Source organism: Paenibacillus doosanensis (genome assembly GCF_025060755.1).
Classification (GTDB): Bacteria; Bacillota; Bacilli; order Paenibacillales; family NBRC-103111; genus Paenibacillus_S; species Paenibacillus_S doosanensis.
Window position 1 is genome coordinate 1 of the sequence record NZ_JANYUY010000001.1, and the last position, 13355, is coordinate 13355.

Here is a 13355-nt window from a genome sequence, read left to right on the forward strand (position 1 = left end):
GTGCTGCTACGCAACGGCCAACTCTATACGCCACGGAAGAAGGTGACGCCTGCGAAGGATTAACGCCTCCTTTGCTAAAGTCCCTGGCATAATTCCCAGTTAAAATCTGGATATTATCTCGATTTTTCGCTGGGTTCAGTTTGAGCTGTCCTTTTTTCGGCACTCCCAGCTGTTACAGCCAAGAAAATTTCCAATTCGACCGATTCGGGGACTTGACATCATACCGCTGGACTTTACAAACTAATGATAACGAATTTTGAGGAAAAGGTAAACCTAAGCCTATGGAAGGCCGTTTTGAGGCCGCAAAAAAGAGCTCCCCCAGCGGGAAACTCTCGGTTTCTTGCGCGGCAGTCTTAGATTTTACCGCCGGCTTCTTCAATGACTCTCATCGCCTTGTCATAATACTGCTCGTCAATGACGACGGTGAGCAGCGTGTCCATCCGGTCGGTGCCGCCGAAATCCCCCGAAAACACTTCCTCCATCGGAGCGCTCATTCCGCTGGCGTCGACGCTCGCCGCCGACAAAATGCCTTCGTCGATCCCTTCGCCTTCCTGACCCAATGTCAAAAAGGAGAGTCCCGGAAAGCTTCCGGTCAAAGGATTCATCGATTCGCTTACGCCCGTTCCGTTAATCTGATGGATGCGGTCTACGGATACGTCGATTACTCTGAGCGCCTTCAGCTTCGGTACGATGCGCTCCGCTTGCTCGGATGTATGAAAAAAGGCCAATATGTTTTTTTCAGCCACGACTTGATCCCCTCTCTGCCCTTACGAGGGTCAGCTAAGATTGTTGACGCGCATCCGCTTGCTCGGCGCGTTGTCCCGCTTCCATATCTTCCTCATCGGCAAATTCGGCGTCATATTCTACATCTTCATTTTTGGCGATCGGCAGCTTCTGATTTTGCTTATAATCTTCGTTCGATTGTGGCATAGCGTCTCTCTCCTTGCGTTATGTGATAGAATGCTTCTCCTATTGTCCGCAAAAGCATGAAGAATATGCAGCACCGCGGCCAAGCAAGCGACAGGCTACATATCACCCCCGGCAAGGAAAAGGGATCGTTCATCAAAGCGCAAAAAAGCGCACCGAGAGGTGTAGGCCTCCGGGTGCGCCGATGGAGCGAGCAGCGTTCCGCAGCCGCTCAACCGAATTACCGCCGGCTTGCGACGACGTTAATCGCCAAGAAACGCTTTTTTCATTCGTTCAAAAATCGTTTGCTGCTGCTCATGCGTATGTTCTCCGCTTTGGCGGGCGAATTCGCGCAGCAGCTCCCTCTGTTCCTCATTCATATTGGTCGGCGTTACGACGACCACCTTCACATGCTGATCCCCTTGACCGTAGCCGCGCAGCCGCGGCACTCCTTTGCCTTTCAGGCGGAAGTACGTATCCGTCTGTGTGCCGGCAGGGATTTTCAGCTTGACCTTTTCGGTCAGCGTCGGGATTTCAATCTCATCGCCGAGCGCAGCCTGAGTGAAGGTCAGCGGGATTTCGCAGTAAATGTCGTCGCCTTCGCGTTCGAAGAAATCGTGCGCCTTCACGCGAATAACGACGTACAAGTCGCCCGCAGGACCGCCGCGAGTACCCGATTCCCCTTCCCCGGATACGCGCAGCTGGGCTCCGTCGTCCACACCGGCAGGAATATTCAGGTGGATCGTCCGCTGCTTCTTCACTTTCCCCGCGCCATGACAAGTGGAGCATTTGTCCTTAATAATGACGCCCTGGCCGTTACAAGCCGAGCAGACCCGGCGGTTTACGATGCGTCCGAAAGCCGTATTTTGCACAACTTCCTGCTGGCCACTGCCATGACAAACGGAACAAGTATCCGGCTTCGTTCCCGGTTTGGCTCCGTTTCCGTGGCAGGTGTCGCAAGTTTCGGTACGCGGGATGTGAATATCCGTTTCTTTGCCGAATACCGCTTCCTTGAACTCGATGGTCAAAGTATATTGCAGATCGTTCCCGCGCTGAGGGGCGTTTGGATTGCGCCGCTGCCCGTTTCCGCCGAAGAACATGTCGAACAAGTCGCCGAATCCGCCGAAATCCGCATTGCCGCCGCCAAAGCCGCCCATCCCCTGATTCGGGTCCACATGGCCGAAACGGTCATATTGCGCCTTTTTCTGGTCGTCGCTAAGAACGTCGTACGCTTCTTTGGCTTCCTTGAACTTCTGTTCAGCGTCGGAAGCTTTGTTTACGTCAGGATGGAATTGACGGGCCATTTGACGGTAAGCCTTTTTAATTTCATCCTGCGAAGCGTCTTTGCCTACCCCAAGTACCTCGTAATAATCGCGTTTGCTCATAGTTCCACTCCCATTCTTAAAGCCATGAAAAGTCCCCGGACCAGGAAGCTATTCCAAGTTCGAAGAACCCCCGTGTTACGCGCGCTGCGCCAGTAAAAGGGCCGCATGCGCATAATTGGTGCACAACATAGGGAAAGTCAAAGCCGGCAAGCGGCTTTGACCTTCGATCCCGTATAGATTGCAGCGGATATTAGCCTTGCTTCTTGTCGTCGACAACCTCAAAGTCAGCGTCTACGACGTTGTCTTTTTTCGGTGCGCCTTCTCCGCCCGCTGCGCCGGCCTCTCCCGCTTGCGCTTGTTGGGAAGCTTGCTCATACAGTTTCACGGAAAGCTGCTGCACGACTTCCGTCAGCTCGTCGCTCGCCGCTTTGATTTCGTCCAGGCTGTCGCCTTCCAAAGCTTTTTTCAATTTTTCTTTAGCGGCGTTCGCTTTGTCGATTTCGGCTTGATCCACTTTATCTCCGAGATCTTTAATAGTTTTATCTACAGAGTATACCAGTTGATCCGCATTGTTGCGAGCCTCTACCAAATCTTTACGCTTACGGTCTTCTTCCGCATGGGATTCGGCATCCTTCATCATGCGGTCGATTTCATCTTCGGACAAACCGCTGGAAGAAGTAATCGTAATTTTTTGGCTTTTGCCTGTGCCTTTATCCGTAGCGTTGACATTTACGATCCCGTTCGCGTCGATATCGAAGGTAACTTCGATTTGCGGAATGCCGCGCGGAGCCGGAGGAATGTCGCCCAGAATAAAGCGGCCCAATGTTTTGTTATCGTTAGCCATCGCGCGCTCGCCTTGAAGCACGTGAATTTCTACGCTAGGCTGATTGTCCGCATAAGTCGTAAACACCTGCGATTTGGTCGTAGGAATCGTCGTATTGCGGTCGATCATTTTCGTGAATACGCCGCCGGCCGTTTCGATCCCGAGGGACAAAGGAGTTACGTCGAGCAGTACGACATCTTTCACGTCGCCTGTCAATACGCCCGCTTGCACGGCAGCGCCCAGGGCAACGACTTCATCCGGGTTCACGCCTTTGTGCGGCTCTTTGCCGATCAAACGCTTCACCGCTTCTTGTACGGCCGGAATCCGTGTGGAACCGCCGACAAGCACGACTTTATCGATTTGGCTTGGAGACAAGCCGGCATCGCTCAGCGCCTGACGAGCCGGTCCCATCGTTCTTTCTACGAGGCCAGCGGACAGCTCTTCGAATTTGGCGCGGGTGAGGTTAAGCTCCAAGTGCTGAGGCACCCCGTCCACAACCGTAATAAACGGCAAGGAAATCGTCGTCGTAAGCACGCCGGAAAGCTCTTTTTTCGCTTTTTCCGCGGCGTCTTTCAAACGCTGTACAGCCGCTTTGTCTTTGCTCAAATCGATACCTTGCTCTTTTTTGAACTCGGCTACCAAATAGTCGATGATCACTTGGTCGAAATCGTCGCCGCCCAAACGGTTGTCGCCGCTAGTCGCTTTAACTTCGAAGAAGCCGTCGCCCAGCTCAAGGATAGATACGTCGAAAGTACCGCCTCCCAAGTCGTAAACAAGGATCGTTTGATCTTCGGATTTCTCCATGCCGTAAGCCAAAGCCGCCGCCGTAGGTTCGTTGACGATCCGCAGCACTTCCAGACCGGCGATTTTACCGGCGTCCTTCGTCGCTTGGCGCTGGCTGTCGTTGAAATATGCCGGAACCGTAATAACCGCTTGCGTTACGGTCGTGCCGAGATACGCTTCCGCATCGGCTTTCAGCTTTTGCAAAATCATAGCGGAAATTTCTTGCGGCGTATATTCGGCGCCGTCGATCACTTCTTTATGATTGGTCCCCATATGACGCTTAATCGAAATGACGGTGCGGTCCGGATTCGTGATCGCTTGGCGTTTGGCCGTTTCGCCGATGACGCGCTCTCCGTCCTTTTTGAAGCCTACTACGGAAGGAGTCGTACGGTTGCCTTCCGGGTTAGGAATAACAACGGCTTCGCCGCCTTCCATTACGGCAACACAAGAGTTTGTCGTTCCCAAGTCAATACCGATAACTTTACTCATGTTGATAGAACCTCCTTTAAATGTTCAAGCGATATAATGCCTCGAGTGCCTCTTTAGCTGCCGATCCGCCTCTAGGAGCTGACCTTAACCATAGCCGGGCGAAGCACCTTGTCTTTAAGCATGTAGCCTTTCTGTACTTCCTCGACAACGATTCCTTCCTCATGCTCGTCGGAATCTACCTGCATGATAGCCTGATGGAATTCAGGATTGAACGGCTGACCTACGGATTCCATAGCTTGCAGCCCTTCGCCTGCCAGAACCTGTTCGAATTGACGGAATATCATATCAACGCCCTTAAGCAGCGCATCGTAATCGTTGTTGTCTTTTCCCGCGACCAGAGCGCGCTCGAAGTTATCCACCACAGGCAGAAGCTGCTCAATCAGCTTCAAGGAAGCATACTTCGCAAACTCTTCCTTTTCTTGACGCGTCCGTCTGCGGAAATTATCGAAATCCGCTTGCGTGCGCAGAAAACGCTGATAGTGCTCATCCGCTTGCTGCCGAAGCTTATCCAGCTCGCCGGATTGTTCGGAAACCGCTTCTTGCGCGGCTTCGGCAGCTTCGCTTGCTTCTGTATATGTAGCGTCAACCTGTTGCTCGCTGTCCGCTTGATCATCCAATGGTTTGTTTGTTTCAGTACTCAATCTTATGTCACCTCCTTATTTGGACTCCACCTATCAATAGGTCTATTGTAACCATCCCCTGCCGGGAGTAGCCTTTCAAGATCTGTTCACCGCAGGTTGACTGGATAATAACTAGCGCTTGCGCTTCATTCCTCCGAGCGAGGCTGTTTCATCTTAATTACCGTATGAATCCGCAGCACCGCCGCGGCAACCTCGCCCGCAGCCTGCAAAGCATGAAGCTTCACCTGCGCAGGGTCCACGACGCCGCGCCCGATCATGTCGACAACGGCTCCGGTATCGCAATCGATGCCCAGCGCGTCGGAGCCTGCGTTAATCTGCGCCGCCTTCACTTCCTCCACCTTCTCCAGCGGATTGTAACCGGCGTTGACGACGATCTGCGCGAGCGGCTTGCGCAGCGCCTGGGCTACGGCGGCGACGCCGAAGCCCTCCATCCCCTGGATCGTCTCGCGCAGACGATCCAGATCGTAGGCGGCGGCCATCTCGGCCGCGCCGCCGCCCGGCAAGCATCCGCCGCGCAGCGCAGCCTGCACGGCGGATGCGGCGTCTTTGGCGATTCGCAGCCGCTCGCCGACGACCTCGCTCGTGCTGGCGCCGACGACGATCGTCACCTGCGTCCGCCCTTTGCCTTCGGCCATGCGGACGCATTCGAGGCGATCGTCGTACGAGACGCGCCCGGCGAAGCCGAGATAGCCTGCCAGCTCGGAGGCAGGCTTGCGCAGCCCGCTGCGGCGGATCGGCCGCGCGCCCGTATATTCGCACACGAGCCGGATATCGTGGCGCGGCACCCGCTGCACGACCATGATGCCGTGGTCGGTGCAGAACTGCTCCGCCTCGGCGTTGACGCCCCGGTCGGCGATAATCAGCCCGACCTGCAGCTCGACGAGCTTCTCCAGCGACAGCCGGAATTGCTCCTTAAGCTGCATCTGCTTTTGGAAGCCCGCCTCGGTCATCAGCGCTTCCTCGTCGATCGTCTCCGGCTCGAAGGCATCCTGGAATACCAGCACCGACGCGGCATCCGGAGGGAAATCGAGCTGCGCGTTAATCGGCTTCTTCTGAATCAGCAGCCCCGGCCATACCTCGCTGACAGCCCGGCTGTGGGAAATAACGACATCCGCGTAGCGGAAGCTTTCCTCCTGCAGCTTATGCACGCCAAGCTTTCTCGCTCCCTCCAGGATCAGCTCCGCAAGGTCGCCGTGTTCGCGGCCCGCAATATAGCCGATCCTGTACAGCAGCGGGTCCTTCAAGCCTTCGATGCGCCGGCTCCGGGCGGCAAGCGACTGCAAAGCGGCCGCCACGCCTTCCTGAATCCCCTTCACAACTTTGGCTACCGGCACACCCCGGGTCACCTGCGCGACCCCTTCGGCTACCAGCGCGCCGGCCAAGACGGTAGCGGTCGTCGTCCCGTCTCCGACCTGCTGCTGCTGCGAGCGCGCGACCTGAATCAACAGACGCGCCGCAGGATGGGTAACATCCATCTTCTCGAGAATCGTGACGCCGTCATTCGTAATAATGACCTCGCCCTGTCCGCCGACAAGCATCGTATCGAGCCCCTTGGGCCCGAGCGTACCTTCGACAGCCGAACAAATCGCCCGGATAGCCCCGGCATTATTTAGCAGCGTTGCATACGTATCGTCGCTCTCGTGCGAAACAGGCTTTGTTTGACTCATCTGTACCACCGCTCCAGCATCAGCGTCATATCCTTGGACAAGTAATCGAGCAGATTAATCACTTTACCGTAATCCATCCGCGTCGGGCCGAGAATGCCGATCGTTCCGAGATGCTTGCCGTCAAACGAGTACGACGCCGTAATTAAGCTGCAATCATTTATGGCTTCAACCGAATTTTCACTGCCTATTCGAACCTGGATGCCGGCCGGCGTGCCTGTAATCAGTTTGGCGAGCACCGGCGTCTCGGCCAGCAAATCCAGAATGCTTTTTACTTTTTCCATGTCCTGAAACTCGGGCTGCGTCAGCATATTGGTCGTCCCGCTCAAGAAGATGCGGTCCTCTTCTCCCTGATCCACAACGCCGTTCAGCATCGCCATCAATTCCTGATAGCCCGTCACATAGCTGCGCATTTCTTCTCCGGCTTCGGAGAACAGCTTCGACTTGAAATGAATGAGCGGTACATTGCCGAGCCGCGCATTCAAAATATTAACGAACTTCTCCACCTCGGACATCGAGATGCCTTCGGGAATCGTTACCGTCTTATTCTCGACATGCCCCGTATTCGTGACGATAATGGCGACGGCCGTCCGTTCGTTCAGCGGCACGATCTGCAGATGGCGCAGCGTCGTGCTGAACATCTCCGGTCCCATCACGATGGACGTATAATTGGTCAGGTTGGACAACATCATCGCTACATGTTGAACGACTTGCTCCATCTCCTGCATTTTATCGGCAAAAAAAACTTTCAGCGCCTCCACCTCATGCTGGGCGAGGCTGCCGAGCTTAATCAGATGGTCCACATAATAACGGTACCCTTTATGCGAAGGAATCCGCCCTGCGGACGTATGCGGCTGTTCGAGATAGCCCATCTCTTCCAGGTCCGACATTTCATTACGGATCGTGGCAGGGCTGAATCCCACATTGCCGCGTTTGGAAATACTGCGGGAGCCCACCGGCTCTGCTGAACGAATATAATCATCTACGATGGCACTTAAAATATGACGCTGGCGCTCGGTCAACATATTCAACCCTCCCGAAAATCGTAAATCGTCGAAACCTGCTTTTCCCACCCGTCGTTAGCACTCCGAACTGTCGAGTGCTAATTCATAATACAAAAATAACAGACCCGAAGGTCTGTGTCAAGTCAATCGATCCGCTTCAGAACGGCTATTTCGTCGCAGCAATGCTGCTTTTTGCAGTGAATGCAATCTGTCCATACCTTTTCCGGAAAAATCTCTTTCTGCACGACGGTAAAACCGTTTCTTTCGAAAAATCCGACCTCGTAGGTCAAAGCCATCACTTTGGGAATTTCCTGTCTTCTCGCTTCTTCTATTAGAAAGCTCACGACGGCCTTGCCTATGCCTTGGCCCTTGTAACCGTCCGTTACGCCGAGGGAACGAATCTCCACCAAATCCTGGCCCAAGCGGGTCAAAGAACCGCAGCCGACGAGCCTGTCTTCTATAACAGCCACAACAAAGGTATCGATCTGTTCGGCCAGCGTTTCGCGCGACCTCGGCAGCATGATCCCCTGCTCTGCATAGCCCTGTATTATGTCATAAAGAGTATCGATATCCTGCTTTGTTGCTTTTCTGCATGTGACTGCCATAGAAAACCCACCATTCATGTAATAAATTCGATATGAATAAATATACAACAAGACGTATAAAGTTTTCAATATAAAAAAAACTCCGATTCGAAGTCTTTTTTACAAAGCGTTCCCTTGCGGAAGCGACGGCTTTTCATGCCGTTCAGAGCGGAAAGAAAATATGCCGGACGGCGGTCTCTATGTCAGTTGTACGTTTCTGAATTTCGTTTCTGAATTTCTATACGCTCAAAAACTCTCCGAACACCTCGTTGCCGTAAAGCACTCCTTTATCCGACAGCTTGTAGCCGTCCTCCGTCTCCTCCAGCAATTGAAGTCCGAGCAGCTTCTTCAGCACGTCCCCGAACACCGATTCAAGCTCGCTGCCGAACTGTCTGCGAAAATCCGATCTCGTTACGCCGCGCAGCAGCCGCAGCCCGACCATCATGAAGTCTTCCATCGCATCCTGCCGGCTGATCTCATATTCCTCCAGCAGCGGAAGCCCCCGCCGCGTAGCGTCGATGTAAGGCTGAACGCCTTTGATATTGACGTGTCTGCGTCCGTACGTATAGCCGTGCGCGCCTGCGCCGAGCCCGTAGTAGCTGCGGTTGAGCCAGTACATGCTGTTGTGGCGGCTTTCGTAGCCCGGCTTCGCAAAATTGCTGATTTCATACTGCGTGTACCCCGCCTGCTTCAGACGCTCCATAATGAGCAGAAACATATCCAGCTCCTCGTCTTCTTCGGGCAGCGGAAGCTGATTTTTTTGATACAGCGTATGGAACAGCGTGTTTTCTTCCACTTTCAGGCTGTAGATGGAGTAGTGCGGCAAATCCAGCGCCAGCGCCTTATCCAGCGTGTCGTGCATCGTCTGTACCGTCTGCTTCGGCAATCCGAACATCAGATCGATCGACATGTTGGTAAAGCCCGCCTTGCGCGCATTTTCCAGACTGCGGTATACGTCGTCCGTGTTATGAATCCGGCCGATTCCCTCCAGCAGCGCGTTGTCGAACGACTGGACGCCGAAGCTGATCCGATTCACTCCGCCTTCTTTCATCGCCTGAAGCTTCTCCAAATCGGTCGTACCCGGATTCGCTTCCATGGAAAACTCGATTTGCGGCGACTGCCGCGGGAAGTAGGCGTTGACCCTGCGCAGGAAGCTTGCCATCTGATCCGGCAGCAGGACGGTCGGCGTTCCCCCTCCGACGAAGATCGTCTCGATCTCCTGCGGCGGCACCGCGGCGACGGTCCGCTCCATCTCCCGCTCCAGCGCGTCGAGGTAATCCATGACCGGCTGGCCTTTCAGCACATACGAATTGAAGTCGCAGTAATGGCATTTGTTCGTGCAAAAAGGGATGTGAATATACACCGCTTGCGGCGTTTCTTGACGTTGAATCATGAAGCTCCCTCCTTTCCGTCCCAACGGAAAAGCAGATGCGCCGGTTCGGCGCACCTGCTGGCTTGTCTCGCTCTATTTATTCGTCGATGCGCAGCACGGCCATGAACGCTTCCTGAGGAACCTCCACGCTGCCGACCTGCTTCATCCGCTTCTTGCCTTCCTTCTGCTTCTCCAGCAGCTTGCGTTTACGCGAAATGTCGCCGCCGTAACATTTGGCGAGCACGTTTTTGCGCATCGCCTTGACGGTTTCGCGCGAAATGATCTTCTGCCCGATCGCCGCCTGAATCGGTACCTCGAACATTTGACGAGGAATCAAATCCTTCAGCTTTTCGCAAATGATCCGTCCCCGGTTATAAGCGCGGTCGCGGTGAACGATAAACGACAGCGCATCCACCTGCTCGCCGTTCAGCATGATGTCCATCTTGACCAAATTGGATTTTCTGTATCCCGACAGCTCGTAATCGAAGGAGGCGTAGCCTTTTGTGCTCGATTTCAATTGATCGAAGAAATCATAGACGATCTCGGCCAAAGGTATTTGATACGTCAAGGTTACGCGGGTCGTATCGAGGTATTCCATATTGACGAATTCGCCGCGTTTTCCCTGGCAAAGCTCCATAATCGCTCCGACATAATCGTTAGGCACGATGACCGCCGCTTTAACATAAGGCTCCTCAACGAAATCGATCTTGCCGACTTCAGGGAATAACGAAGGATTCTCGATGTTCATTACATCGCCGTTGGTCAACGTAACCTTGAACACAACGCTCGGGGCCGTCGTAATAAGCGGAATATTGAATTCGCGCTCGATCCGTTCCTGGATGACGTCCATATGCAGCAGTCCGAGGAAGCCGCAGCGGAAGCCGAAGCCTAGGGCCGTGGAGGTTTCAGGCTCAAAGCTTAGCGACGCATCGTTCAGCTGCAGCTTCTCCAGCGCTTCGCGCAGATCGTTGTAGTCGCTCGTCTCGATCGGATATAATCCGCAAAATACCATCGGGTTGATTTTGCGGTAACCCGGCAGCGGCTCCGGAGCGGGATTCTTGGCATCGGTCACCGTATCCCCGACCCGCGTATCTCCGACGTTTTTAATTCCCGCCACAATAAAACCGACATCGCCGATATCCAAGGAATCGACGACCGTCATCCGCGGCTTGAACGCTCCGACCTCGATCACCTCGAACACTTTGTCCGTCGCCATGAATTTGATTTTGGAGCCTGCCCGAATCGCTCCGTCGAGGACGCGGACGTATACGATAACCCCTTTATACGGATCGTAATGGGAATCGAAAATGAGCGCTTTGAGCGGCATATCCGGATTACCGGTCGGCGCAGGCACCTTCTGTACGACCTGCTCCAAAATTTCCTTGATGCCGATGCCGGCTTTGGCCGAAGCCAGCACCGCTTCGCTCGCATCAAGTCCGATCACATCCTCGACTTCCTGCTTAACCCGTTCGGGGTCCGCGCTGGGCAGGTCGATTTTGTTAATAACCGGAAGGATTTCCAGGTTGTTGTCCAATGCCAAGTACACGTTGGCCAGCGTCTGCGCTTCGATGCCCTGCGCCGCGTCTACGACCAGCAAAGCCCCTTCACAGGCGGCCAGGCTTCGCGACACCTCATAAGTGAAGTCGACGTGTCCCGGCGTATCGATCAAGTTCAAAATATATTCTTCTCCGTCATCGGCCCGATAGTTCAGACGCACGGCTTGCAGCTTGATGGTGATGCCCCGTTCCCGTTCCAGATCCATTTGGTCGAGCACCTGCTCCTGCATTTCGCGGGACGAGAGAGCTCCCGTATACTCCAGAATACGGTCGGCCAACGTCGATTTACCGTGGTCGATGTGAGCTATAATCGAGAAGTTTCTTATCTTTTTCTGTCTGGCTTGAATATCCATCTGCTCGGACCCTCACTAACCTACAAATTTACAATACCTCTAATTATAACAGTTGTGAAGGTGCGCAGCAATGGATGACCGTCGTCTTTTCGGACTTACTCCGTTATGGCGTCGAATAAAGCGACAAACCAGCGTATTCCGTGATAAGTGATAATTTGCAGCAGCTCTCCGACTTTATTGCCAAACCGGTTAATGCCGGACGCCTCGGTAATTTCCTTGCGGGGCTCGGCCGCTTCGGACGCCGCCTTATCTTTAGCTTCCTTATCCGCTTGCTTGGCGGCGGTTTGCGTCTTGCCGGCCGCGTCGGCTTCCCGGCCTTCGGGCTGTTTGACCGGCGCCGCCGGCTGCAGCGGACGAACGATAGCGGCATCCTGACCGGTGATCGGACCGTGAACCCGTTCAACGCCTCTGGTCGCCAAATCTACCCCGAAGAAAATGCTGAAGCCGATTCCGAGCACCACAAGCAGCAGCCTCAAATACGTTTTTCCCATCGCACTTACGCCCCCGACTCTTTACTCGCGGATGAACCCGCTAATTCGTCTTTTTGCCGCCGTCCTTCGCATCGCCTTCGGCTGCGCCGCCGTCCACCTTCTGCACGTTGAGCACGACTTCGGTAATGGCGTCGGCCAGCAAATCGGCCGTCCGATAGCATTCCTCGAGCGAATTGTCTACGCCGCCGACCTCGATCAGCACGCTGTTGGCAGAAAAGTTCTGGTTGTATACCCCGTTGCCTTCCGCCGCTTTGGCGAAAATGCCTTTGGACAAGCCCGGATATTTGTTCTCCAGCGCCTGGTGAATTTGCGACGCGAACTGCTCGTTTTCTTTCCAGTCCGGATTTTTGCCGCCGATAATGAAATAAAGCTGTGCGTAGTCTTTGCCGTTGATGGTTACCGTCGTTTTATCCCTGCGCTGGGAATCGCGGTGGATATCGAAATAAAACTTCAGATCCGGATGCGCGGCCGAAGCCTCCTGCAGCGTTTTAAGAGAATATTTATAAGAGTACGGATAATAGAAGTTTTTTTCGGTCGCCGGATAGTTGATATCCGAATGCACGGCTCCGATGCCGTCCTGCTCCAGCTTTTGCGCAAGCCTGAGTCCGACCAGCGTCACATTTTTCTTCGGATCGTACGCTTTGTCCGGGTCCTTGACGCCGGGAAGATCGGGCAAATACGATTCCTGATTGTGAGATTGATAGATGAAGACGACATTTCTTCCTGCCGTCCGCGGCGGCTGCGCCGCTTGGGCGGGAATCGCGGGGCCTTGTACGGCCGCTTCCGCCGGAGCCGTCGGATTCGCCGTAATGGAACCGGAGCCGCCTTCGCCGTTGGTGGGAATGGCGTCTCCCTTCGGCCCGTAATCCTCGGGACCGTCGTCGCGGGTCGCCGTCGTTTTGCGGAGAATGACCGAACGATCTTCGGCCATGCCCGGCATTTCTCTGGCAATGAACGTTTTGGGATCTTTCAAATTAAGATCCGTTACGAGCGAGAACAGGAAGCCGGCCACGTTCGATTGAGAGAAAGTGAACGATTGCTTGTCCGACTTCATTTGCGGCAGCTCCATTCCCAGCATATCTGTAAAGAAATGGCTTGAAACGGATGCGGCCAGCCCTTTCATCGACGAAGTAGGCGTCGTATTGGCCCATTTGGACTGCGCATATCCCAGCATGCCGAGAATAATGAAAAACAGGATGCAGCCGGTTACGAGATAGCTAATGATGCGAAAGTAGATTCCCAGGTCTTGTCCCGCTTTGCGATATTTGCTTAAGTTGACGGTTACTGCAGTCCATTTCATTGAGTGGTTACCTCCTTAGAGCTTTCCGTTAGGAAAGCTTTCTTCGTAAGCGTTACTGAGCTTT

12 protein-coding genes are annotated in these 13355 nt (G+C 54.2%); all 12 read right to left on the bottom strand.

The annotated features are described in order from the left end of the window. Nucleotides 1-353: 353 nt before the first annotated feature. Nucleotides 354-746: a hypothetical protein gene (locus tag N0M98_RS00005; protein WP_259616569.1), complete on the bottom strand. Its 393-nt coding sequence runs from the start codon at nt 744-746 to the stop codon at nt 354-356. A gap of 34 nt (nt 747-780) precedes the next feature. Further along, on the bottom strand, nt 781-930 hold the full coding sequence (locus N0M98_RS00010; RefSeq protein WP_259616570.1) for a YfhD family protein: 150 nt from the start codon (nt 928-930) through the stop codon (nt 781-783). A gap of 239 nt (nt 931-1169) precedes the next feature. Then, nucleotides 1170-2291: a molecular chaperone DnaJ gene (gene dnaJ / locus N0M98_RS00015; RefSeq protein WP_249862467.1), complete on the bottom strand. Its 1122-nt coding sequence runs from the start codon at nt 2289-2291 to the stop codon at nt 1170-1172. Nucleotides 2292-2481: 190 nt separating this feature from the next. Beyond that, nucleotides 2482-4326: a molecular chaperone DnaK gene (gene dnaK, locus N0M98_RS00020; protein ID WP_249862466.1), complete on the bottom strand. Its 1845-nt coding sequence runs from the start codon at nt 4324-4326 to the stop codon at nt 2482-2484. Nucleotides 4327-4397: 71 nt separating this feature from the next. Continuing rightward, entirely contained in the window at nt 4398-4967 is a 570-nt protein-coding gene (gene grpE / locus N0M98_RS00025) for a nucleotide exchange factor GrpE (RefSeq protein WP_259616571.1), read from the bottom strand. A gap of 125 nt (nt 4968-5092) precedes the next feature. Next, a complete protein-coding gene (locus N0M98_RS00030; protein ID WP_249862464.1) occupies nt 5093-6634 on the bottom strand; it encodes a TCP-1/cpn60 chaperonin family protein in 1542 nt (513 codons plus the stop codon). Further along, nucleotides 6631-7656: a heat-inducible transcriptional repressor HrcA gene (gene hrcA, locus N0M98_RS00035; protein WP_249866498.1), complete on the bottom strand. Its 1026-nt coding sequence runs from the start codon at nt 7654-7656 to the stop codon at nt 6631-6633. Before hrcA ends, N0M98_RS00030 begins: the two co-directional genes overlap by 4 nt. Before the next feature lie 122 nt (nt 7657-7778). Beyond that, nucleotides 7779-8240, bottom strand: a complete 462-nt coding sequence (locus N0M98_RS00040) for an N-acetyltransferase (protein WP_249862463.1) — start codon at nt 8238-8240, stop codon at nt 7779-7781. A 217-nt stretch (nt 8241-8457) separates the two neighbouring features. Further along, entirely contained in the window at nt 8458-9612 is a 1155-nt protein-coding gene (gene hemW, locus N0M98_RS00045) for a radical SAM family heme chaperone HemW (RefSeq protein ID WP_249862462.1), read from the bottom strand. Nucleotides 9613-9688: 76 nt separating this feature from the next. Further along, complete coding sequence (gene lepA / locus N0M98_RS00050) at nt 9689-11500, bottom strand: translation elongation factor 4 (RefSeq protein WP_249862461.1); 1812 nt, start codon at nt 11498-11500, stop codon at nt 9689-9691. Between the two features lie 95 nt (nt 11501-11595). Then, nucleotides 11596-11991 (bottom strand): hypothetical protein, encoded by a 396-nt coding sequence (locus N0M98_RS00055; protein WP_259616572.1) that lies wholly within the window; start codon nt 11989-11991, stop codon nt 11596-11598. A gap of 40 nt (nt 11992-12031) precedes the next feature. Further along, nucleotides 12032-13291: a stage II sporulation protein P gene (locus tag N0M98_RS00060; RefSeq protein ID WP_259616573.1), complete on the bottom strand. Its 1260-nt coding sequence runs from the start codon at nt 13289-13291 to the stop codon at nt 12032-12034. Nucleotides 13292-13355: the final 64 nt, after the last annotated feature.

Coding starts and splice junctions, on each gene's coding strand:
- dnaK (WP_249862466.1), bottom strand. CDS start 4,326: ATGAGTAAAGTTATCGGTATTGACTTGGGAACGACAAACTCTTGTGTT.
- N0M98_RS00055 (WP_259616572.1), bottom strand. CDS start 11,991: ATGGGAAAAACGTATTTGAGGCTGCTGCTTGTGGTGCTCGGAATCGGC.
- dnaJ (WP_249862467.1), bottom strand. CDS start 2,291: ATGAGCAAACGCGATTATTACGAGGTACTTGGGGTAGGCAAAGACGCT.
- N0M98_RS00030 (WP_249862464.1), bottom strand. CDS start 6,634: ATGAGTCAAACAAAGCCTGTTTCGCACGAGAGCGACGATACGTATGCA.
- hemW (WP_249862462.1), bottom strand. CDS start 9,612: ATGATTCAACGTCAAGAAACGCCGCAAGCGGTGTATATTCACATCCCT.
- lepA (WP_249862461.1), bottom strand. CDS start 11,500: ATGGATATTCAAGCCAGACAGAAAAAGATAAGAAACTTCTCGATTATA.
- N0M98_RS00060 (WP_259616573.1), bottom strand. CDS start 13,291: ATGAAATGGACTGCAGTAACCGTCAACTTAAGCAAATATCGCAAAGCG.
- hrcA (WP_249866498.1), bottom strand. CDS start 7,656: ATGTTGACCGAGCGCCAGCGTCATATTTTAAGTGCCATCGTAGATGAT.
- N0M98_RS00040 (WP_249862463.1), bottom strand. CDS start 8,240: ATGGCAGTCACATGCAGAAAAGCAACAAAGCAGGATATCGATACTCTT.
- N0M98_RS00010 (WP_259616570.1), bottom strand. CDS start 930: ATGCCACAATCGAACGAAGATTATAAGCAAAATCAGAAGCTGCCGATC.